Below are 18,290 nucleotides of genomic sequence, written 5' to 3'. Positions count from 1 at the left end.
GTCATCAGTCCTTCGTCATCAGCTTCAGCCACTGGCGGTAGGCGGCGCGCATGCCGGTCTCGGCGCTGACGTCGCCGGCCACGCCGTCCTCGGTCGGCTTCTCGCCGGGCAGGCCGCGGTTCAGCAGGATCCACAGATCGCGGCCCGCTTGCGAGCCGGCCTGCACTCGCTCCCAGGCCTCGGAGTCGTCCGGCGTGCCGAAGCCCATCGGGCCCTGGAAGTGCTCGTGCATGCGCAGCCGCGCGCGGTTGGCCTCGGCCGGTCCGCCGTCCATCGTGATGACGGCGTGGTGGATCTCCGTCTCGTCCACGGCGATCGGCTGCAGCACGCGGAAGAAGGCCATCGAGCAGGCGATGTTCGGGAACAGGTTCAGGTTGAAGCCCGAGCCGCCGACGGCGCGCACGATGCGGCGCACCTTCTGCTCATCGTGCCCCTCGTCGCGCAGCGCCTGCGCAAGCGCCTGGTAGCGGTCCGGCACGGGCTTGTCGAGGTCGGCCTCCAGGTCGATCAGCTCGGGGATCATCACCATCACGCTGTGGCCGTTGCCGAGGTCTTCCACGTAGCCCTTGCCGCCGACGAAGTCCAGCATCTCCTCGGTCTGCTTGTCCACCGAGTGCAGGAAAGAGCGGTGCACCAGCGGGAAGTGGTACGCGTCGGTCGTGTTCTCCAGCTGGATCTTCCAATTGCCAGGAAAACGGAAGCGGTGCTCGCCGGCCACCTTGACCGGATAGCCGCCGCCCTGCTTCATGAACAGGTCCATCCATTTGCGGGCCGGGCCCAGCCACTCGGTCAGCGGCTCGATGTCGTCCTTGAAGGTGGCGAACAGCATGCCGGCGTACTCCTCCACGCGCAGGCTCACCAGCGGGTGCTCGCCCTTGTCCAGCATGTCGGCATAGCTCTCGGGGTGCGGCACGCCGCGCAGCGAGCCATCCAGCGCGTAGCTCCAGCCGTGGTACGGGCAGACGAAGCTGTTGGCCTTGCCCTTCTTGTGCTCGCAGACGGTGGCGGCGCGGTGGCGGCAGCGGTTCAGCAGCACGTGGACCTGCTTCTTGCGGTCGCGCACGACGATCACCGGCTCCTTGCCGACCCAGTGCGTCTTGAAGCTGCCGGCCTCGGGGATCTCGCTGGCATGCGCCACCCACACCCAGCTGTTGCGGAAGATGCGCTCCATCTCCTCGTCGTAGATCGCGGGATCGGTGTAGAGCGAGGTGTGCACGCGATCGGGCTGCACCAGCTCGCCGATGTTGCGGCGCTTGAAATGAATGGCTTGGGCGGGAGCGTTCATGGTTGCTTGTTGTCCTTCGAAGTTGCAGGCACCGGCAGCGCGGCGGCCTCGTCGTTCCAGCGATCAACCGGACGGCTGAAGACGTTCTCGGTCTGGAAGTGGGCGATGCGCCAGGCGCCGTCCTCGACGGCCATGCGCAAGCTCAGCCGTGCGGCGTTCAGGTGCGAGGCGCCGCTGGCGAAGGTGGACGTCTGCAGCATCAGCCAGCGCGCGTCGGCGCCCTGCGCGTCCTCGTCGACGGCGATGGCCTCCGAGCAGAGGAAGTGCGCGTTCATCGCGAAGTGCGGCGGCTCAGTCATGTAGCCGCGGAACATCGCCGCGATCGCCTCGCGCCCGCGGTAGCCGCCGAAGCTGCCGGCGTAGCGCGCGCCCTTGCCCTCCCACACCGCATCGGCCGTGAACAGCGCGGCCAGCTCGTCCAGCGGCGTGGCGGGCGCCAGCGCGTCGCACAGTTCCATGTAGCGGGTCACGCAGGCGCGGATCAGCGGCTGCGCCTGCAGGCGGCGCAGCTCCTGCTCCAGCGCGGCGAGGTGATCAGGCCGCATACGCCGGGATCGACAGTTCGCGGCCGACACGGGCTTCGACCTTGGCGTACTTCCACAGCTTGTACGTGCCGTCGCCCACCGGCGTTGTGCGGAACAGGTTGCAGGCGGCGTGGACGGTGGCGAGGTCCGGCAGATCGGCCAGCAGGTAGGTCGTCCAGGGCCAGGAGTCCGAGGGGCCGACCATCGCGCGGTCGTCGTCCATATTGCCCAGCACGGTGACGCCGGGCAGCGCGGCGATGCCCTGCATCATCTGCACGAAGGCGCCCCACACGGCCTTCTGCTCCTCGGCCACGGCGTCGAAGAAGTTCTGGTTGATGCCGATGCAGAACAGCGTGCGGAGGGGAGTCGTCGTCATGGTGGTTTCCTTTGTCGTTCGATTTACAAGTAACCGGGCAGTGGCTTGAGACCGAACAGCATGGCCCCGGCGTTCTGGTAGGTGATGTCGCCCATGAAGGCGTGCTGGGTGATGACCAGGCTGTCGCGCACCTGGGTGGAGAGCGGGCAGCTTTCGTAGATGCCGGTCATGCCGGCCAGCATCTGCACGCTGCGCGTGGCCTCGGCGGCCGTGCGGGTGGCGTGGGTGGACGAGAGGCGCAGCAGGTTCGTCTGCTCGGGCGCCACCGATTCATCACCCTTCAGCAGTGCGGCCCAGGCCTCGTCCATCGCCTCGTAGAAGAAGGCGCGGGCCGAGCGCAGCTGCGCCTCGCAGCGGGCGATCTCCATCTGCACCTGCGGTCGGTCGGCCGTGCGCGGCGCGCCGGTGACCGAGATGCGGCCGGTGGCCATGCCCTTCAGTTCCTCGACCGCGGCGCGGGCGATGCCCAGCGCAACGACGCTGAGCACCTGCGTGGCCAGCGAGAGGCCCGGGTAGCGGAACACCGGCGCGTCGAGCTGCGAGCGGCTGCCGCGCACGAAGGTCCAATCCTCCGGCACGCGCACCTTGTCGACGACGATGTCGTGGCTGCCGGTGCCGGCCAGGCCGATCACGTCCCAGTTGCGCTCGACGCGCACCTGATCGGCGGGCAGCACGGCCATGCGCGGCAGCGGCTGCTGCGCATCGGGCGCGCCGCCGGGCACGATGCCCACGCCGATCACGGCCGCGCCGGTGCAGCCGCTGGAAAAGCTCCAGCGCCCGCTCACCTCGTAGCCGCCTGCCACCACCGGCGCCGGCTGCGGCGGGAAGATGCCGCCGGCGAAGACGATGTCCGGCGTGTCGGAATAGATCAGGCGCAGGGTCGCCGGCGGCAGCGAGGCCAGGTAGGTGACGCCCATGCCGAAGCTGGCGACCCAGCCGGCCGAGCCGTCGGCCTGCGCGATGCGCTCGACCAGTTCGCAGAACTCGCGCGGCGAACGCTCGTCGCCGCCGAGGCTCCTGGGCACCAGCGCGCGGTACACGCCCTCGCGCTTGAAGGCGGCGACGATGTCGTCCGGGAGTTGCTGCGCCCGCGCGAACTCGCGGCGGCGGGCGCGCAGGTCCTGGAGCAGCGCGTCGAAAGTGCTCGTCATCAATGGTCTCCTTCTGAGAATGCTTGGGCGATCGCGCAGAGCAGGCCGTCGGCGCCCCTGGCGGCGACGAGCTGCAGCGCGATCGGGCCGCGCGCGGCAGCGGGAAGCGGCAGGCTGATCGCGGGATGGCCGGACAGGTTGAACGGCCGCACCAGCCGCGTCATCGCGACGGCGGCAGCGGTGTCGGCCGCGTCTTCGAGCCGCGGCGGGAACTCGGCCAAGGTGGGCAGCGCCAGCACGTCGCAGCGTTCGAGCAGCGCGTCGATCTGAGCGCTGAAAGCGCTGCGGACCTGCTCGGCCGCGGCCACCTGATCGGGCGTCGTCAATGCGGCCTTGCACAGCCGTGCTTCGACGTCGGCGCCGACGCGGCCGGTTTCGACCAGCGCAGCGCAGGCCGCCCAGGTCTCGCGGTTGATGATCGCGAGACCGGCGTCGTAGGCGGCGCCGAACAGCGGGCTCTCGACCGCCTGCAGCTGCACGCCGGGCCAGGCATCGAGCGCGCCGTGAACCGCCTGCACGATCTCCGCGGCAGCATCGACCTTCAGCACGCCGACGCGGATCGTCGCGGGCAGCGCGGGCAGTTCGAAGCCCGGCGCGATGGCGCGCATCGCTGCGATCAGCGTCGGCATGTCCGCGGCGATCGGCCCGACGCAGTCGAGGCTGCTCGCCGCCGGCGCCACGCCGCGGCGGCTGACGAGGCCGAAGCTCGGCTTCAGGCCCAGCACGCCGCAGCAGGCCGCAGGCACGCGCACCGAGCCGCCGGTGTCGGTGCCGAGTGCCATCGGCACCAAGCCCGCCGCCACCGCCGCCGCCGAACCGCTGGACGAACCGCCCGGCACCAGTGCCGGCCAGCGCGGGTTCAGCGGCGTGCCGTCGTGCGCATTGAGCCCGGTGGTGCCGAAGGCCAGCTCGTGCAGCTTGGTCTTGCCGGTGATGCGCCAGCCGGCGGTGCGCAGCGCGGCGACGACGTCGGCATCACGCGCGGCCGGCGCGGCATCGGCCAGCGCGCGGCTGCCGCAGCGGGTGGGCCAGCCCTGCACGTCGATCGTGTCCTTGACCATCGCCGCCGGTCCCTCATTGGGAGAGCCGTCGGGGGCGTCGAGGTACTGCACTACGGGGCTCGCAAGGCTCACGGCGATGTCCTGAAGAAGCGTTGATTGCAATTCACTTTACGTGATCATTCACGCAATCACAAGGCATCGAATACTAGGGTAAATACGTGACTTTGCAAGTTTTTTGAACACCAGGAAACGGCCAAGATGCCCGTTGCCATCTGGGTGTTTGCCCGATTCACAGGGGCATTGCTCGCGCGATAGCATGCGTCCATCTACCGCGTTATTTACTTGCGTTACGCACCAATTCAGACGCCGATCGCAGCAACCGATACCCGATGCCCACCAAGAAGCCGTCCGCCCCTCACAAGCCCTCCAGCCCGGATTTCCACCGCGAGGATTTCCCGTTCTACTGGGTGGCCCAGGTGCACGCGCTGTACGGCGTGGAGATGGAGCGCGCGCTGAAGTCGGTGGACTGCGACATCCCCACTTGGCGCGTGCTGGCGATCCTTCACCAGCAAGGCACCAGCAGCGTGTCGGACATCGCCACGCACGCGGTGGCCAAGCTGTCGACGGTGACTCGCATCGTCTACCGCATGAAGGACGAGGGCCTGGTCACCACCGCCACCGCGGCGCATGATGGCCGCGTGACCGAGGTGACGCTGACACAAGCCGGCGAACGCGCAATGCAGCGCGTCAAGGACGCCACCAACGGCATCTTCGAGCGCAGCTTCGCCGGACTCACGCCGGCCAAGATCGCCAAGCTCAACGAACTGCTGCAGATCCTGTTCTCGAACCTATCGACCTGATATGGACGCCTCCCACGCCGCCGCCATTGAATTCGTAGGCCTGCAGCGCGAACTGCGCGAACGCCTGCTGGAAGACCGCGTGCTGGAGTCCACCGAGCGGCAGCTGGCCGCCGAGATGCTGCTGTACCTCGACGATCCGCGGCGCTGCTGGCAGGTCTGCACCGCCTGGCTGGTGCGGCACACCCGCGCCGACCGCGTGGACGGCGGCTTCGGCCGCCAGGGCGATCGGCTCTACTCGCCGATGGCCGAGAGCCAGCGCAGCGGCATGCGGCTGCCCAGCGTCGTCGGCGCCAGCTTCGACTGCAGCGACGCGAGCATCCGCACCGTCTGGGAAGCCCGCGAGGCCGTGCTGTTCGCCGACGCCGCATCCGACGCCCGCATCGGCCCGCGCATGCGCACGATGCTCAGCGGCGCCGGCACGCGCAGCAAGCTGGCCGTCGCGCTGCGCAGCCGCCAGGCCGACGTGGGCCTGCTCTGCGCCGACAGCCAGCAGGCCCATGCCTGGAGCGCCGAGGAATGCCACCGGCTGGACCGCCTGGCCAAGACCGTCATCGCGCCGATCCTGCATGCCGCCTGGCAACTGCAGAGCGCCGCGCCGGCGCCGCAGGCCCTGCCGCCCGCGGCCCTCTTGGCCGATGCCGCGCTGACGCCGGCCGAACTGCGCGTGGCGCAGCTCGTCGTCGCCGGTCTCTCGTACAAGGAGATCGCCCGCCAGCTCGACAAGTCCCGCTCCACCGTCGACCACCAGCTGCGCAGCATGCGCGCCAAGATCGGCGTGCATTCGATGCCGATGCTGGTGAGGGAGCTGGCGCGGCGGATGCCCGAAGGAACCGGCGCCGCTTCATCAGCGACGCCATAACGAAAAAGGCCCACCCGGGTGGGGTGGGCCAAAGGTGCGCGGCGATCTGCCCGCGCGCCTAGAGGGACTGGGTATCGATCAGAAGCTGTGGCGGATGCCGGCGACGAATTCCGTCAGGTTGCGATGGTCCGCATCGGTCAGGCCCACCGGAATGGCGCCCGCCGCGCGGTCCACATAGCCCGTGCCGTCGTTCTTGAAGCGCGTCAGCGAGCTGTAGAGCGCCGTGCGCTTGGACAGGTCGTACTCGTAGCCCACGCCGAAGGCCTGGGTCTTGCCGTCGGCCAAGGCGCCGGCATTCTTGCTCTCGACGTACTGGCCCTTGAACACGTGCTGGCCCATGCGGTAGCTGGCACCCAGCCAGTAGCCCTTGCCGTCCAGGTCCGCGGCGCTGCGGTCGTCGACCTGGATCACGCCGCCATTGAAGCGGTAGTTGCCCCAGTCATAGGCCGCGGCGGCCGACACGGTGCGCACGTTCTGGCCCAGCACGTCCGACTTGTCGTTCACCACCGAGACCATCGCGTCGAAGCCATAGCCCGTGTAGCGGCCGTGGATGTCGGAGATGCGGTTGCCGAAGGTGTCGCCCGCCACTTCGCCCGCGCCCCACAGCGCGCCGGCCGAGAAGCCGCTGTAGTTGGCGGACTCCAGCTTGATCGAGTTGTTGACGCGCGTCGGGCCGCCGTTGCCGGTAGCAGAGTTGTTGCTGCCGCGAACCGGCTCATAGCCACCGAAACCGCCGATGACCGCCGTGCTGGCGCCCGAAGCGACGTTGGAGAACTGGCTGAACTCGCTGGTCAGGTCATAGATGCTGCTGTACTGGCGGCCCAGCGAAACCTTGCCGTACGGCGTGGCCAGGCCGACGAAGGCCTGACGGCCCCAGAACGAGCCCTGGCCGTTGCTGCCGTCGTCCAGATTGATGCCGGACTCCAAGGTAAAGAAAGCCTTCAGGCCGCCACCCAGGTCTTCGCTGCCGCGCACACCGATGCGCGATTCCTGCAGACCACCCGACTGGGTACGCGACAAGGTGCGGGCGCCATCGAGCACCTGAACGTTGGCATCGAGGGTGCCGTACAGCGTGACTTGCGTGTCCGACGATTGAGCGAACGCGACTGAACTGGCCGCCAGAGCAAGCGCAGTAAAAGCAAAGTTTTTGTACTTCAAGGTCTTTTCCTTCTAGGTCCTGTGGTCGGCTATGTGCGCCCACACGGATCAAGAGATAGGGGACAACCCTGAATTCAAAAGACGTGGTTTTGGGAACGGACTGTTCCGGATTCGATATCAATGGCGGGAGTGGGTGGTGGTATGAGCGATGAGGTCGTTCGTCTCGGCAGCGCGCCTGGAGCCAGTCGGTCAACACGCGCGCCGCGTGTGCTTTTCGCATGAGTTGGGGGCGCCTCCTGCACCGCGCCCCCGTCCTCAGGGCAACGTCGCCACCAGCAGTTGGCCGCCGCTGATGAGGATGACGCTATGGTCGTCGCGCAACGCCATACCTTGGGTCGAGCCGAGCTGCGGGTTGTTGCCCAGCACGACCGCGCCGTTCACCGCGCCCGGGATCAGCTGGATCGGGGTGTTCGTGCCGGAAGGCAGCTTGTAGAGCCCGGTGTCCGAGGTGTAGATCATGTTGCCCTGCGAGTCGAAGGCGAGCGCGCCGACGGGGCCCACGCTGCTCACGCTGGTCACCATGCCGTCGGTGCCGATGCGGCGCAGCGCGCCGCGGTCGGCGACCCACAGCGTGCCGTCAGCCGATACGGCCATTTGGCCAGGTTGGCGGAAGCGCGCGCCGGTGAGCGTGCCGTCGCTGATGCTGCATTGGCCCGCCGCGCCGGCGTAGGTGGTGGTGTTGCCCTGCATGTCCACGCGGCGGATGACACAGTTGCCGAAGTCGCTCACATAAAGGGCACCGTCGCGGCCAATGACAAGCCCGGTCGGCGAGTTGAACAGCGCGGCGGTGCCCTGCGCGTCAGCGTAGCCAAAGATGGTGCCGTACTCGGGGAAGCTCACCCGGTAGCCAGCCAGCATCGTCACCTTGTTGCTGGTGTCGATTCGGCGGATCGCGTTGCCGTCGATCACGTACAGGTTGCCTGCGGCATCACGGGCGATCTGGCCACCGGGACTGGAGAACTGCCCGATGCTGCCGACGCCGTCGATCATGCCGGCGTAGCTGTTCACCAGGCCAGCCACCAGCGAGACCGCGCCGGAAGGCGCGATGCGGCGCACCGTCAGGTCACCGGCGACAGCGACCACGACGTTGCCGGCGCCGTCCACGGCGAGGCCGGAGCGTTCGTTGGACGCGATGATGAACGGCATCTGCGCCAGCAGGCCCGTGCCGGTGTTGTCCGAAGTGGCTATCTCGACGGCGATGGTGCGCACATTGCCAGCGGCGTCGATGGTGCGCAATTCCGAGTCCAGCGTCAGGTAGCCGTTGTTGGGCGCCACCGAGATGCCGCCTGCGGACGGACCGCGCAGCTGCGCCACGCCAGGTGCCCCGTCCGCGTAGCCGCGGCCGAGCGTGCGCGAGCCTGTGAAGGTGGTGACGGCCTTCGTGGTGATGTCGATGTGGCGCACCAGACCGGCACCGTCACGCACCGCCAGCACATTGCCGGACAGCGCAAGGGCGTAGGGGCCGCTGATGCCGGCCGCCGTGCCGGTGGCATCCGCGCCCGGCTCGTTGTTGGCACCGTTACCCGCCAGCGTCTCCACATTGCCGGCGCCGTTGCCACTGCGCAGGATGCGGCGAATGACGTTGTTACTGCGGTCGGCCACGTAAAGGTCGCCGTTGGGCGCCGCCACGATGCCCTGCGGCGCATTGAACAGCGCCGTGGCGGCTGGCCCGTCCTGAAGACCGATGGCATTGTTGGCACCGCCGGCATAGGTGGTGACCACACCGGCCATGGTGACGCGGCGGATCATCGAGCCGCCGTCCTCGGTCACGTACAGGTCGCCGTCAGGGCCCAGCACGATGCCGCTGGGGCTGTTGAAGCGGGCTGCACTGCCGGTGCCATCCACATGGCCCGAGGTGCCCGCGAGGCCGGCGATGGTGGTTACCGTGCCGTCGGCCGCGATGCGGCGGATGGTGCCGTTGGAGCCATCGGTGACGTAGAGATTGCCGCTTGCATCGTGGGTCACGCCCTTGAGGCCGTTGAAGCTGGCCGTGGTGGCGGGGCCATCAGCGGAGCCGCTCTGGCCGGAGCCGGCGATCACCGTGATCGACGACTGGTCGGCGGCCAGGCGCTTGACCCAGCGGTCGGTGGTCATGGCCCAGCTGCCGTCCGGCAGCTGATCGATGGCCGCGCCGACGATGTGAGCCTGGACGCGCCGGTCTGCGATGGGCAGCGCGGCCAGCGACGCCGCTGCCGGAGCGGTCACCGTCAGTGTGGCCGGCTGGCTTGTGGCGGCGGACTGGCCGCTGCAATCCAGCGCCGCCCGGAACTGCGCGCCGCTGTCGGACGTGGCGGCAGAACCGATGGTCAGCGTGCCGGTGGTCGCGTTGGCGACGTTCTCAAAGGCACCGTTCGCGCCCGTGTTGCGTTGCCACTGGATGTTCAATGTGCCGGCCGAACAGTTGCCGGCCACGGTGAAGCTGGCAGCGCTGCCAGCGGGCACGGTGAGGTTGGCCGGCTGCTGCGTGATCGTCAGCACCGGTGCCGGCGCACTGGACGTCACGGTCAGCCTGGCGTCGACGCTGGTGACGCTGCCCACCATATTGCCGACGACGACGCTGAACACGGCGCCGTCATCGGTGTTGGCCGCCGCAGCTACCTGGTAGCTGGCGTTGGTGGCGCCGGCGATGGCCGCGCCGTTGAGGCGCCACTGGTAGCTCAGCGGCTCGGTGCCGGTTGCCGCCACGGTGAAGGTGGCAGGCTGGCCGGCCGCCACGGTGAGGCTGGCGGGCTGCTGGGTGATGGTGGGTGCCACGGGTGTCGGCGGCGCGCTTTCCGGAGGCGGCGGGGCGTCGGCGCCGCCTCCACAGGCAATCAGCACGAAAGCCAGGGTGGACATGAGCACCCACTGGATGGCGCACAGCCACGGGTGGGAGCGAGGAGCGATGGCAGAGGAAGCGGTGGTCATCAGTCGGCACTCCATCAGAAGGTGAATTCCATGGCCGCACCGAACAGGCGCAGGCTGCCGTGCGAGCGGTAGGCCTCGAAGCGCGTAGCGTCGAGGTCGAGCGACACGCGCCAAGCGGGGTCGAAGGTATAGCCCAGGCTCAGGCCCGCCATCGGCTGCGTGGCGCTCTTGCTGCGGCTGCCATTCACGTCGAACGGCGCGGCATAGGAGAACTTCGTGCGCACGCGAGCCATACCTGCCCGCCCCTCCAGCGACCATTGCGGCGCCAGCGCCCAGCGCCAGGCGGCCAGCAGGCCGACGCCGCTGACCTTGAAATCACCGCCGAAGTCGGTGCCGCGGTCGGTGGTGTCGCCACCCTTGAAGGTGGCGCCGTTGAAGCCGGTGAGTTGCAGGTCCAGCACCTCCCCTGCGCGCCAAGCAAGCGTGCCCTTGAGGTAGGTGTCGCTGTGGTCGCAAGCGAACGCGGCGACGCAATCGGTCTTGCCGCGGCTCGCACCGCCGCCCAGGGCAATGCGCAGGTCACCCGCCGTCTGCGCGTGGGCGGGCACGGCGAGCATGGCCAGGCCCGCCAGGCAGGCGGCCACCGAGGAACGTAGAAGAGACATGGAGAGGCTCCGGTTCGAGGATCGGCGCCATGCGAGGGATGCGCGGCGCTCCTGAACCAGTGAACGAGTTCACGGGGCCAGAACGGACACGGCACCCGCTCAACGCATCAAGATCATTCGAGCCAGGCGATCCGGCCAACACAGGTTGCCAAGCAGCCCGGATACTGCTCACCTACAACACCATTGCCCATGCGCTACCTCACCTTCGACCTCACCGACAGCTCCGACGGCATCCTCACGCTGGAAGCCATGGCCTCGACGCGCGAAGCCGAGCATGCGGCGGTGATGGGCGAGGTGGAGCAGGTGCTGGCCTGGGCGCGGGCGGGGTTCGGCGGGCGGGAGGGGCCGGTGGAGGATGGCTGCGCCTGGGACCATGAATTGCTTGTCCAGCACGAGGCGGGCGGGTGGATCACGGCGACACTGACCCTGAGCGCTTCGCCGGAATTCGTCGACGCCTTCCTGCCCATCTTCGGAGAGAGCGAGCCATGATCGACGCCGATACCCAGACCCGCCTGCTGCGCCAGTACCCCGTGCTGGCCGATCCGCCGCGCGACACGCTGGACGTGCTGATGGCCAGCGCCACCTACATGCAGGTGCCGGCCGGCGCGATGATGTTCGACGAGGACCAGCCCTGCATGGGATTCGCTCTGTTGCTGTCGGGCACGGCGCGTGTGGTGAAGGCCGCGCCCAACGGCCGCGAGCTGCACCTGTACGACGTGACGCCGGGCGAGGCCTGCATCCTCACCAGCAGCTGCCTGCTGGGCAAGTCCACCTACCAGGCACGATGCACGGTGCTGACGCCGGCCGAGCTGGTGGTGCTGCCGCCGGCCAGCTTCCGGCTGCTGTTCACGGCCAGCGAGTCTTTCCGCGAGCATGTGTTCAGCCGCTACTCCGAGCGCATCTCCGACCTGCTGCAGCTCGTCTCCGCCGTCGCCTTCCAGAAGCTGGACCAGCGCATGGCCCACTGGCTGGTGCAGCGCGAGAGCCCCGTGCGCGTGACGCACCAGGCCCTGGCCGACGACCTCGGCAGCCTGCGCGAGATCGTCAGCCGCGTGCTGAAGAACTTCGCCGACCAGGGTTGGGTGGCCCTGGGCCGCGAGCAGATCGAGGTGCTGGATGCGCCGGCGCTGATGAAGCTTTCTGCAGTCTAGGGTTTGCACCGAGGAGCCTCGGTAACCTTCATCACAGACCGCGCGCAGGGCGCTGCAGACACTGGGGCCATCAACAACCCCTGGAGCCTGCACCATGTCCCTGCGCATCAACGACACCGCCCCGAACTTCACGGCCCTGACGACGCAAGGCGTCATCGACTTCCATACCTGGATCGGCGACAGCTGGGCCATCCTGTTCTCGCACCCGAAGGACTTCACGCCCGTCTGCACGACCGAGCTGGGCTACATGGCCCGCATCGAGCCCGAGTTCACGAAGCGCAATGCCAAGCTGATCGGCCTGTCGGTGGACCCGGTCGACGCCCACGGCCGCTGGGTGGCCGACATCGAGGAGACGCAGGGCGCGCTGGTCAAGTACCCGATGATCGGAGACACCGAGCTGGCCGTCGCCAAGCTCTACAACATGCTGCCCGCCGACGAGGCCGGCAGCTCCGAGGGCCGCACGGCTGCCACCAATGCCACGGTGCGCTCGGTCTTCATCATCGGGCCCGACAAGAAGATCAAGCTGATGCTGACCTACCCGATGACGACGGGCCGCAACTTCGACGAGATCCTGCGCGTGCTGGACAGCATGCAGCTCACCGCCAAGCACAAGGTCGCCACGCCGGTGAACTGGAAGCCGGGCGACGACGTGATCATCACGCCCGCCGTCAGCAACGAGGAAGCCGCCGAGAAGTTCCCCGACTTCAAGACCATCAAGCCCTATCTGCGCACCACCCAGCAACCGGGCTGAACCGCGATGAGCGCCACCACCCGCATCACCATCCTGGGCGCCGGCTTTGCCGGCCTGGAACTGAGCACGCAACTCTCGGAGGCCCTGGGCGACGCCGTGCAGGTGACGCTCATCGACAAGGCCGACGCCTTCATCTTCGGCTTCTCCAAGCTGGACCTGATGTTCGGCCACGCCGAGCTGCCCGCCGTGCGCCTGCCCTACGCCCACTTCGCCAAGCCCGGCGTGCGCCTGCTGCGCGAGACCGTCACCGCCATCGACCCGGTGACGCGCCGCGTGACGACCGATGCCGGCGTGCATGAGGCCGATTTTCTCGTCGTCGCGATGGGCGCCGACTACGACATCGCCGCCACGCCGGGCCTGGCGGACGAGCACGAGTTCTACTCCGTGCCCGGCGCCGCCCGCCTGCGCGAGGTGCTGTCCACGTTCAGGCGCGGCCATGCACTGGTGGGCGTCTGCGGCGCGCCCTACAAGTGCCCGCCCGCGCCCAGCGAATGCGCGCTGATGCTGCACGACTACCTGAGCCGCGCCGGCGTGCGCGACGACTGCGAGATCAGCCTGGTGCTGCCGCTGTCCAGCCCGGTGCCGCCCTCCCCCGAGACCTCGCGCGCGCTGCTGGCGGCGTTCGAGGAGCGCGGCATCCGCTTCCGACCCAACTGCCGCATCGCCCGCGTAGACGCGGCCCGCCGCGTGGCAACGCTGGACGACGGCAGCGAGATCGCCTACGACCTCTTCCTGGGCGTGCCCCGGCACCGTGCGCCGGCCGTCGTGGAGGCCGCCGGGCTGACGGAGAACGGCTGGGTGACGGTGGACCCGCGCACGCTGCAGACCCGCTTCCCCGGCGTCTACGCCATCGGCGACATCGCCAACACCGGCACGCCCAAGGCCGGCGTGTTCGCCGAAGGCGCAGCGGGCGCGGTGGCCAGCGCCCTCATCGCGCAGATCCGCGGCGCGGGCGAAGGGCAGCTGTACGGCGGCCGGGGCACCTGCTACATCGAGTTCGGCGCGGGGCGCATCGGGCGCGTCGAGGTGGACTTCTTTTCGGGCCCGAAGCCGACCGGGACCTACCACGAGCCCAGCGTGGAACTGCGGCAGGACAAGCTGCACTTCGGCGCCAGCCGCCGGGCGAGGTGGTTCGGGCTATGAGAACGTGTTTGCGATCTAGGTCTCTTCGCGCATCGCCTCGATGCACGACTTCTGAAACTCCACCAGCCGCGCGCCCGGCTGCTGTGCGTCGATCAGCGCCAGCAGCGGGTCGTCGATCGCAGCCGCCAGCATCGCACCGCTGAGCGCCTCGATCGCCGCATGCGCGCACTGCGGCACGCAGCTCTCGGCGGCGCCGCCCTCGTGGACCATCACCAGCGCGCCGTCGCAATGCCGCTCGGCCAGCGCGACGAGCCGCGCAGTCATCGCGCGGAAGCTGTCGGCATGCAGCAGCATGCGCGCCAGCGGCTCGACGGCGTTGGCGCCGTAGCCGGCGGCGACGACGATCAACGCTGGCTCGAAGCGCTCCACTGCCGGCGCGACGATGCGCTCCATCGCGTGCAGGTAGGCCTCATGCCCGCTGCCCGGCGGCATGGGGATGTTGAGGTTGAAGCCGCGCCCCGCCCCTTCGCCGCGGTCCCTCAGGCCGCCGTAGCCGGCCGGGAAGCCGCGGTCCTGGTGCAGCGAGATCGTCAGCACGTCGCTGCGCCGGTAGTACACCGCCTGCGTGCCGTTGCCGTGATGGGCATCCCAGTCGACCACCGCCACGCGCCGGGGGCCGTGCTTCGCCAGCACGGCCTCGATGGCGATGGGAATGTTGGCCAGCAGGCAGCCGCCCATCGCCAGCTCGGGCAGGCAGTGGTGGCCGGGGCGTGTCAGCGCGTAGGCATTGCGGCTGCGGCCGGACAGCACCTCGTCCACCGCCTGCAGCGCCAGCCCGGCGGACAGGCGCGCCAGCTCGTAGCCGCCGGGGCCGAAGGGCGCGCAGTCGCCCAGCTCGCCGCCGCCGTGGTCGGACAGGGCCTTGAAGCTGGCGAGGTAGTCGCCGTCATGCACGCGTCGCAAATCGACCTCGCTGGCCGGTGCGGCGCCGCGCAGGGCGAGCTGCTGCATCAGGCCGGATTGCGCCATCAGCGCCAGCAGCCGGCGCCGCACGCCGGCTTCGTCACCGTCCTGGAGGCTGCGCTCGTCGTGGAAGAAGGCCGTCCCGCGGCGGGTCGTCATCGGCTCAGTCGCGAACGACGCCGCTGCGCGAAAACAGCAGCTCGCGCCCGTCCGCCAGCGCGAGGCCGGTCGTCAGTTCCGCGCGGTCCTTGCGCGAGGCGGCGGTGAAGGTCTCGCCGCGGTCGTGGCTCTGAAGCCGCAGTCCATCCAGCCCCAGCAGTTCAACGCCCTCGTCCTTCAGCAGCAGCGCCGCAGTGATCGAGGCGGTGCTGCCGCTTTCGATCCGGTGCCAGGTCTTGCCATCGTCGGCGCTGCGGTAGATGGAGCCGCGCAGGCCGGCGGCGATCAGCACGCCGGGGGCCGGCGAGGCGCCGGTCCAGAACGAGCCCTTGTAGCCGCTGGCGAGATACGTCCAGTGCTGGCCGCGGTCGTCCGAACGCAGCAGCATGCCGCGCTCTGCAGCGGCGAAGAGCCGGCCCTGCGCATCGGTGAACAGCGAGAACAGATTCAGGTCGGCCCGCTTGGCGCCCGCGGGCACGTCCAACGCCTGCTCCTGCCAGTTCTTGCCGGCGTCGCTGCTCGTCAGCACCAGCGACCACAGGCCCACGGCCACCACATGCTCCGCATCGAGCGCCTGCACCGAGAACAGCGGCCGGTCGGTCTCCAGGTCGGAGCGCTGCAGCGCCCAGTTCTCGCCGCCATCGCTTGTCGCCAGCACCACGCCCCAGTGGCCCACCGCCCAGCCGCGCTTCGCATCGGCGAAAGAGACAGCAGTGAGCATCGAGCGCACCGGCACCGTCTGCGCCTGCCGCCAGTGCGCACCCTGGTCGTCCGACAGCAGCACGACGCCATGGTCGCCCACCGCCACCAGCCGCGAGCCGGCCTGCGCGCTGCCGAGGATCGCGGCGCTCGCCGCGTAGCCCACCTTCAGCGCCGGCTTGATCGCGAGTTGCGAGGGCGCCTGGGCCGAGGCCAGCGAACACACGGCCGCCAGCAGCGCCGCCATCAGTCGTTTCATCATCATCGTCATTTCGATCCTCCGCCTTCTAGTGCTGCAGCAGGCCCGGCGCATAGGCCGGCTTGCTGCGCGGGAACAGGCGCTCCAGCCACACGGCGAAGGCGGGCAGCGCCGTCATGGCCATCACCATGTTGACGATGAACATGAAGGCCAGGAGCTTGCCCATGTCGGCCTGGAACTTCAGCGCAGAGAAGGACCAGGTGGCCACGCCGATGGCCAGGGTCAGCGCGGTGAAGATCGTCGCGGTGCCCACTTCCAGGATCGCGTGCTCGATCGCCTTCACCACCGGCTGCCCCTGCGCCAGGTGGCCCTGCAGGCGGTTGTAGATGTAGAAGGCGTAGTCCACGCCGATGCCCACGGCCAGCACCATCACCGGCAAGGTGGCCACCGTCAGGCCGATCTGCAATTCCTTCATGAACCAGTAGCCGATGAAGGTGCCCACGGTCAGCGGCAGGCAGCAGGCCAGCACCGCGCGGAAGTCGCGGTAGACGACGAAGACCAGCACGACGATGGCCGCGTAGACGTACAGCATCATCGGCAGCTCGCTCTTCTCGACCTCGTCGTTGATCGCGGCCAGCACGCCGGCGTTGCCGCTGGCCAGGCGGATCGTCGAGCCGGCGAGCGGCTGCTCGTCGCGGAAGGCCTTCACCGCCTCGATCACGCGATGGATCGTCGTCGCCTTGTGGTCGGTCAGGAACAGATGGACCGCCGTCATGCTGCAGTCCTTGCGCATCATCCCGCGGATGCGGCCGATCTCGGTGGCCAGGCCCGAATAGTTGCCCGGGTCGATCGGCACCACGCCCATCTTCGGATTGCCCTCGTTGTAGCCCTGGTTGAAGAGCCGCAGCTGCGTCGCGAACGAGGACACCGAGAGCACGCCCTCCACCGCCTGCAGCTTCCAGACGAAGTCGTCCTGCCAGGCGCCGATGGCGGCGTTCTCGCAGGAGTTGGGCGGCGATTCGAAGACCACCGTCAGCCAGTCGAGGCCGGTGTCGTAGTTGGTGGAGATGGACACCGCATCCTGGTTGAAGCGGGCCTCGGGCCGCAGCTCCGGCGCGCCCGGCTGCAAGGTGCCGACGACGCGGTCGCGGCTCTGCCAGGCGGCGGCCGCGAACACCACGGCGACCACGCCCAGGGTGATCGCCGCATTGCGCGGCTCGGCCACACGCGCCACGTGCCGCAGCCACTGGCCGCGCTGCCGGTTGATCTCCATCGCCTTGGTGGCGAAGCCCTCGTTCATGCGGAAGTACGAGGCCGCCACCGGCAGCATCACGAGGTTGGTGACGATCTTGTAGGCCACGCCCAGCGAGGCCGTGATCGCCAGCTCGCGCACCATCGGGATCGGGATCAGCAGCAAGGTGACGAAGGAGACGAAGGCCGTCACCAGCGCCAGGATGCCGGGGATCAGCAAGCCCGTGAAGCTGGCGCGGCAGGCCTGCACCGTGGTCTTGCCATGCGCAAGCTCGCGCACGATGAAGTTGATCTGCTGCACGCCGTGCGACACGCCGATCGCGAACACCAGGAAGGGCACCAGCACCGCCAGCGGGTCGAGCCCGAAGCCCAGCAGCCGCAGCGTGCCGAACTGCCAGACCAGCGAGGTCAGCGAGCAACCCAGCGCCAGCAGGGTGAAGCGCAGCGAGCGGCAGTACCAGTAGACGGCGCCCGCCGTCAGCAGCATCGCGATCGCGCAGAACTCCAGCACCGAGGCGGCGCCATCGGCCACGTCGCCGATCTGCTTGGCGAAGCCGATGATCTGGATCTCGAAGTCCGCATCCTCGAACTTCGCGCGGATCTTCTCTTCGAGCAGGTGGTTGTAGGCCACGTAGTCGAGCTTCTTGCCGTCGCGATCGGTCTCGGCCAGTTCGGCAACGATCATCGCGCTGGTCTCGTCGCGCGAGACCAGCGTGCCGACGAAGCCGCCCTGGTCGGCCGCCTGGCGGATGCCGGCGATCATCTCCGGCGTCAGCGCCTCGGGCATCACGGTACCGGCGATCAACGGATCGGCGCGGAAGCCTTCCTCGGTGATCTCGTTGACGAAGCTGTTGGGTGTCCACAGCGACTGCACGCCCAGCCGGTCGACGCTGGGCAGGTAGGTCACCGCCTGCGTCACCTCGTAGAGCCGCTTCAGGCCCGCCGGCGTCCAGATCGTCGCCCCCGCCTTGCGCGCCTTGACGACGATGTTCAGCCGGTTCGCGCCGAGCACGTCGTCACGGTACTTCTGGAAGGTCTGGACGTACTCGTGCCCGACTGGCATCTGCTTCTCGAAGCCGGCATCCATGCGCAACTGCAGCGCGAACCAGCCCATCACGGCGGTCAGCGCCAGCAGCACGCCGAGCACGAGACCGCGCCGGCCGAAGCAGAAGGCTTCGAGCGCGGCGAGGCCGCGCATCAGGATGTTGTTACTGCTCATATCAGTTCTCGATTGCACTGTGCGTCGATCAGGCGGAGCCTCGGGCTGCGGCTGGAGCCGCCCACTTCATGTCCCCCGCCCGCTGCGCG

General features: G+C 68.9%; 17 protein-coding genes. 6 read left to right on the top strand and 11 right to left on the bottom strand.

Features of this window, described 5'->3' with window-relative positions; genetic code table 11:
- Positions 1–4 precede the first annotated feature (4 nt).
- Genes SNE35_RS12040 through SNE35_RS12020 form a run of 5 tightly spaced genes read right to left on the bottom strand, consistent with a single transcriptional unit; the run spans position 5 to position 4,397 of the window.
- Positions 5–1,285 carry an aromatic ring-hydroxylating oxygenase subunit alpha gene (locus tag SNE35_RS12040; RefSeq protein ID WP_320423128.1) on the bottom strand — a complete coding sequence of 427 codons (1,281 nt, stop codon included), beginning with the start codon at positions 1,283–1,285 and terminating at the stop codon, positions 5–7.
- A complete protein-coding gene (locus SNE35_RS12035; protein WP_320423127.1) occupies positions 1,282–1,830 on the bottom strand; it encodes a nuclear transport factor 2 family protein in 549 nt (182 codons plus the stop codon). The genes SNE35_RS12040 and SNE35_RS12035 overlap by 4 nt, the downstream gene beginning before the upstream one ends.
- The gene (locus SNE35_RS12030) at positions 1,820–2,185 is read right to left on the bottom strand and encodes an IacB protein (protein WP_320423126.1); all 366 of its coding nucleotides are present in this window, start codon (positions 2,183–2,185) and stop codon (positions 1,820–1,822) included. Before SNE35_RS12030 ends, SNE35_RS12035 begins: the two co-directional genes overlap by 11 nt.
- Positions 2,186–2,208: 23 nt before the next feature.
- Entirely contained in the window at positions 2,209–3,336 is a 1,128-nt protein-coding gene (locus SNE35_RS12025; protein ID WP_320423125.1) for an acyl-CoA dehydrogenase family protein, read from the bottom strand.
- The gene (locus tag SNE35_RS12020; RefSeq protein ID WP_320423163.1) at positions 3,336–4,397 is read right to left on the bottom strand and encodes an amidase; all 1,062 of its coding nucleotides are present in this window, start codon (positions 4,395–4,397) and stop codon (positions 3,336–3,338) included. Before SNE35_RS12020 ends, SNE35_RS12025 begins: the two co-directional genes overlap by 1 nt.
- A 329-nt stretch (positions 4,398–4,726) precedes the next feature.
- Here SNE35_RS12020 and SNE35_RS12015 point away from each other — a divergent pair, with 329 nt between their 5' ends.
- The gene (locus SNE35_RS12015; protein WP_320423124.1) at positions 4,727–5,197 is read left to right on the top strand and encodes a MarR family winged helix-turn-helix transcriptional regulator; all 471 of its coding nucleotides are present in this window, start codon (positions 4,727–4,729) and stop codon (positions 5,195–5,197) included.
- Between the two features lies 1 nt (position 5,198).
- Positions 5,199–6,056 carry a helix-turn-helix transcriptional regulator gene (locus SNE35_RS12010; protein ID WP_320423123.1) on the top strand — a complete coding sequence of 286 codons (858 nt, stop codon included), beginning with the start codon at positions 5,199–5,201 and terminating at the stop codon, positions 6,054–6,056.
- 78 nt (positions 6,057–6,134) lie between these two features.
- On the opposite strand, the gene SNE35_RS12005 is transcribed toward SNE35_RS12010, so the two are convergent.
- From SNE35_RS12005 to SNE35_RS11995, 3 genes are all read right to left on the bottom strand, one after another.
- Positions 6,135–7,214 carry a porin gene (locus tag SNE35_RS12005; protein WP_320423122.1) on the bottom strand — a complete coding sequence of 360 codons (1,080 nt, stop codon included), beginning with the start codon at positions 7,212–7,214 and terminating at the stop codon, positions 6,135–6,137.
- Between the two features lie 255 nt (positions 7,215–7,469).
- On the bottom strand, positions 7,470–10,121 hold the full coding sequence (locus SNE35_RS12000; protein WP_320423121.1) for a hypothetical protein: 2,652 nt from the start codon (positions 10,119–10,121) through the stop codon (positions 7,470–7,472).
- Positions 10,122–10,135: 14 nt separating this feature from the next.
- Complete coding sequence (locus tag SNE35_RS11995; protein WP_320423120.1) at positions 10,136–10,726, bottom strand: hypothetical protein; 591 nt, start codon at positions 10,724–10,726, stop codon at positions 10,136–10,138.
- 189 nt (positions 10,727–10,915) lie between these two features.
- On the opposite strand from SNE35_RS11995, the gene SNE35_RS11990 reads away from it, so the two are divergent.
- The 4 genes from SNE35_RS11990 (at position 10,916) to SNE35_RS11975 (ending at position 13,771) form a co-directional block, all read left to right on the top strand.
- Positions 10,916–11,215, top strand: coding sequence for a hypothetical protein (locus SNE35_RS11990; RefSeq protein WP_320423119.1), 300 nt, complete (start codon positions 10,916–10,918; stop codon positions 11,213–11,215).
- Positions 11,212–11,877 (top strand): Crp/Fnr family transcriptional regulator, encoded by a 666-nt coding sequence (locus SNE35_RS11985; RefSeq protein WP_320423118.1) that lies wholly within the window; start codon positions 11,212–11,214, stop codon positions 11,875–11,877. The genes SNE35_RS11990 and SNE35_RS11985 overlap by 4 nt, the downstream gene beginning before the upstream one ends.
- Positions 11,878–11,971: 94 nt before the next feature.
- The gene (locus SNE35_RS11980; protein WP_320423117.1) at positions 11,972–12,628 is read left to right on the top strand and encodes a peroxiredoxin; all 657 of its coding nucleotides are present in this window, start codon (positions 11,972–11,974) and stop codon (positions 12,626–12,628) included.
- 6 nt (positions 12,629–12,634) lie between these two features.
- On the top strand, positions 12,635–13,771 hold the full coding sequence (locus SNE35_RS11975) for an NAD(P)/FAD-dependent oxidoreductase (RefSeq protein WP_320423116.1): 1,137 nt from the start codon (positions 12,635–12,637) through the stop codon (positions 13,769–13,771).
- 15 nt (positions 13,772–13,786) lie between these two features.
- Here the strand turns inward: SNE35_RS11975 and SNE35_RS11970 are convergent, their stop codons facing one another.
- From SNE35_RS11970 to SNE35_RS11960, 3 genes are read right to left on the bottom strand one after another with little or no spacing between them, the layout of a single operon-like run.
- Positions 13,787–14,833 (bottom strand): class II histone deacetylase, encoded by a 1,047-nt coding sequence (locus SNE35_RS11970; protein ID WP_320423115.1) that lies wholly within the window; start codon positions 14,831–14,833, stop codon positions 13,787–13,789.
- A gap of 4 nt (positions 14,834–14,837) precedes the next feature.
- Positions 14,838–15,797 carry a WD40/YVTN/BNR-like repeat-containing protein gene (locus tag SNE35_RS11965; RefSeq protein WP_320423114.1) on the bottom strand — a complete coding sequence of 320 codons (960 nt, stop codon included), beginning with the start codon at positions 15,795–15,797 and terminating at the stop codon, positions 14,838–14,840.
- A gap of 22 nt (positions 15,798–15,819) precedes the next feature.
- Positions 15,820–18,201 carry an efflux RND transporter permease subunit gene (locus tag SNE35_RS11960; protein ID WP_320423113.1) on the bottom strand — a complete coding sequence of 794 codons (2,382 nt, stop codon included), beginning with the start codon at positions 18,199–18,201 and terminating at the stop codon, positions 15,820–15,822.
- Between the last annotated feature and the right edge of the window lie 89 nt (positions 18,202–18,290).

It is taken from the genome of Roseateles agri (genome assembly GCF_034043675.1).
Taxonomy (GTDB): domain Bacteria; phylum Pseudomonadota; class Gammaproteobacteria; order Burkholderiales; family Burkholderiaceae_C; genus KK5.
The sequence above is the reverse complement of the archived record's forward strand: the minus strand, read 5'-3'. Positions and strand labels throughout refer to the sequence as shown.

Bases quoted from the DNA above. Each gene is read 5' to 3' on its own strand.
- SNE35_RS12040 (WP_320423128.1), bottom strand. From the start codon at position 1,285: ATGAACGCTCCCGCCCAAGCCATTCATTTCAAGCGCCGCAACATCGGC.
- SNE35_RS12035 (WP_320423127.1), bottom strand. From the start codon at position 1,830: ATGCGGCCTGATCACCTCGCCGCGCTGGAGCAGGAGCTGCGCCGCCTG.
- SNE35_RS12030 (WP_320423126.1), bottom strand. From the start codon at position 2,185: ATGACGACGACTCCCCTCCGCACGCTGTTCTGCATCGGCATCAACCAG.
- SNE35_RS12025 (WP_320423125.1), bottom strand. From the start codon at position 3,336: ATGACGAGCACTTTCGACGCGCTGCTCCAGGACCTGCGCGCCCGCCGC.
- SNE35_RS12020 (WP_320423163.1), bottom strand. From the start codon at position 4,397: ATGGTCAAGGACACGATCGACGTGCAGGGCTGGCCCACCCGCTGCGGC.
- SNE35_RS12015 (WP_320423124.1), top strand. From the start codon at position 4,727: ATGCCCACCAAGAAGCCGTCCGCCCCTCACAAGCCCTCCAGCCCGGAT.
- SNE35_RS12010 (WP_320423123.1), top strand. From the start codon at position 5,199: ATGGACGCCTCCCACGCCGCCGCCATTGAATTCGTAGGCCTGCAGCGC.
- SNE35_RS12000 (WP_320423121.1), bottom strand. From the start codon at position 10,121: ATGACCACCGCTTCCTCTGCCATCGCTCCTCGCTCCCACCCGTGGCTG.
- SNE35_RS11995 (WP_320423120.1), bottom strand. From the start codon at position 10,726: ATGTCTCTTCTACGTTCCTCGGTGGCCGCCTGCCTGGCGGGCCTGGCC.
- SNE35_RS11990 (WP_320423119.1), top strand. From the start codon at position 10,916: ATGCGCTACCTCACCTTCGACCTCACCGACAGCTCCGACGGCATCCTC.
- SNE35_RS11985 (WP_320423118.1), top strand. From the start codon at position 11,212: ATGATCGACGCCGATACCCAGACCCGCCTGCTGCGCCAGTACCCCGTG.
- SNE35_RS11980 (WP_320423117.1), top strand. From the start codon at position 11,972: ATGTCCCTGCGCATCAACGACACCGCCCCGAACTTCACGGCCCTGACG.
- SNE35_RS11975 (WP_320423116.1), top strand. From the start codon at position 12,635: ATGAGCGCCACCACCCGCATCACCATCCTGGGCGCCGGCTTTGCCGGC.
- SNE35_RS11970 (WP_320423115.1), bottom strand. From the start codon at position 14,833: ATGACGACCCGCCGCGGGACGGCCTTCTTCCACGACGAGCGCAGCCTC.
- SNE35_RS11965 (WP_320423114.1), bottom strand. From the start codon at position 15,797: ATGATGATGAAACGACTGATGGCGGCGCTGCTGGCGGCCGTGTGTTCG.
- SNE35_RS11960 (WP_320423113.1), bottom strand. From the start codon at position 18,201: ATGAGCAGTAACAACATCCTGATGCGCGGCCTCGCCGCGCTCGAAGCC.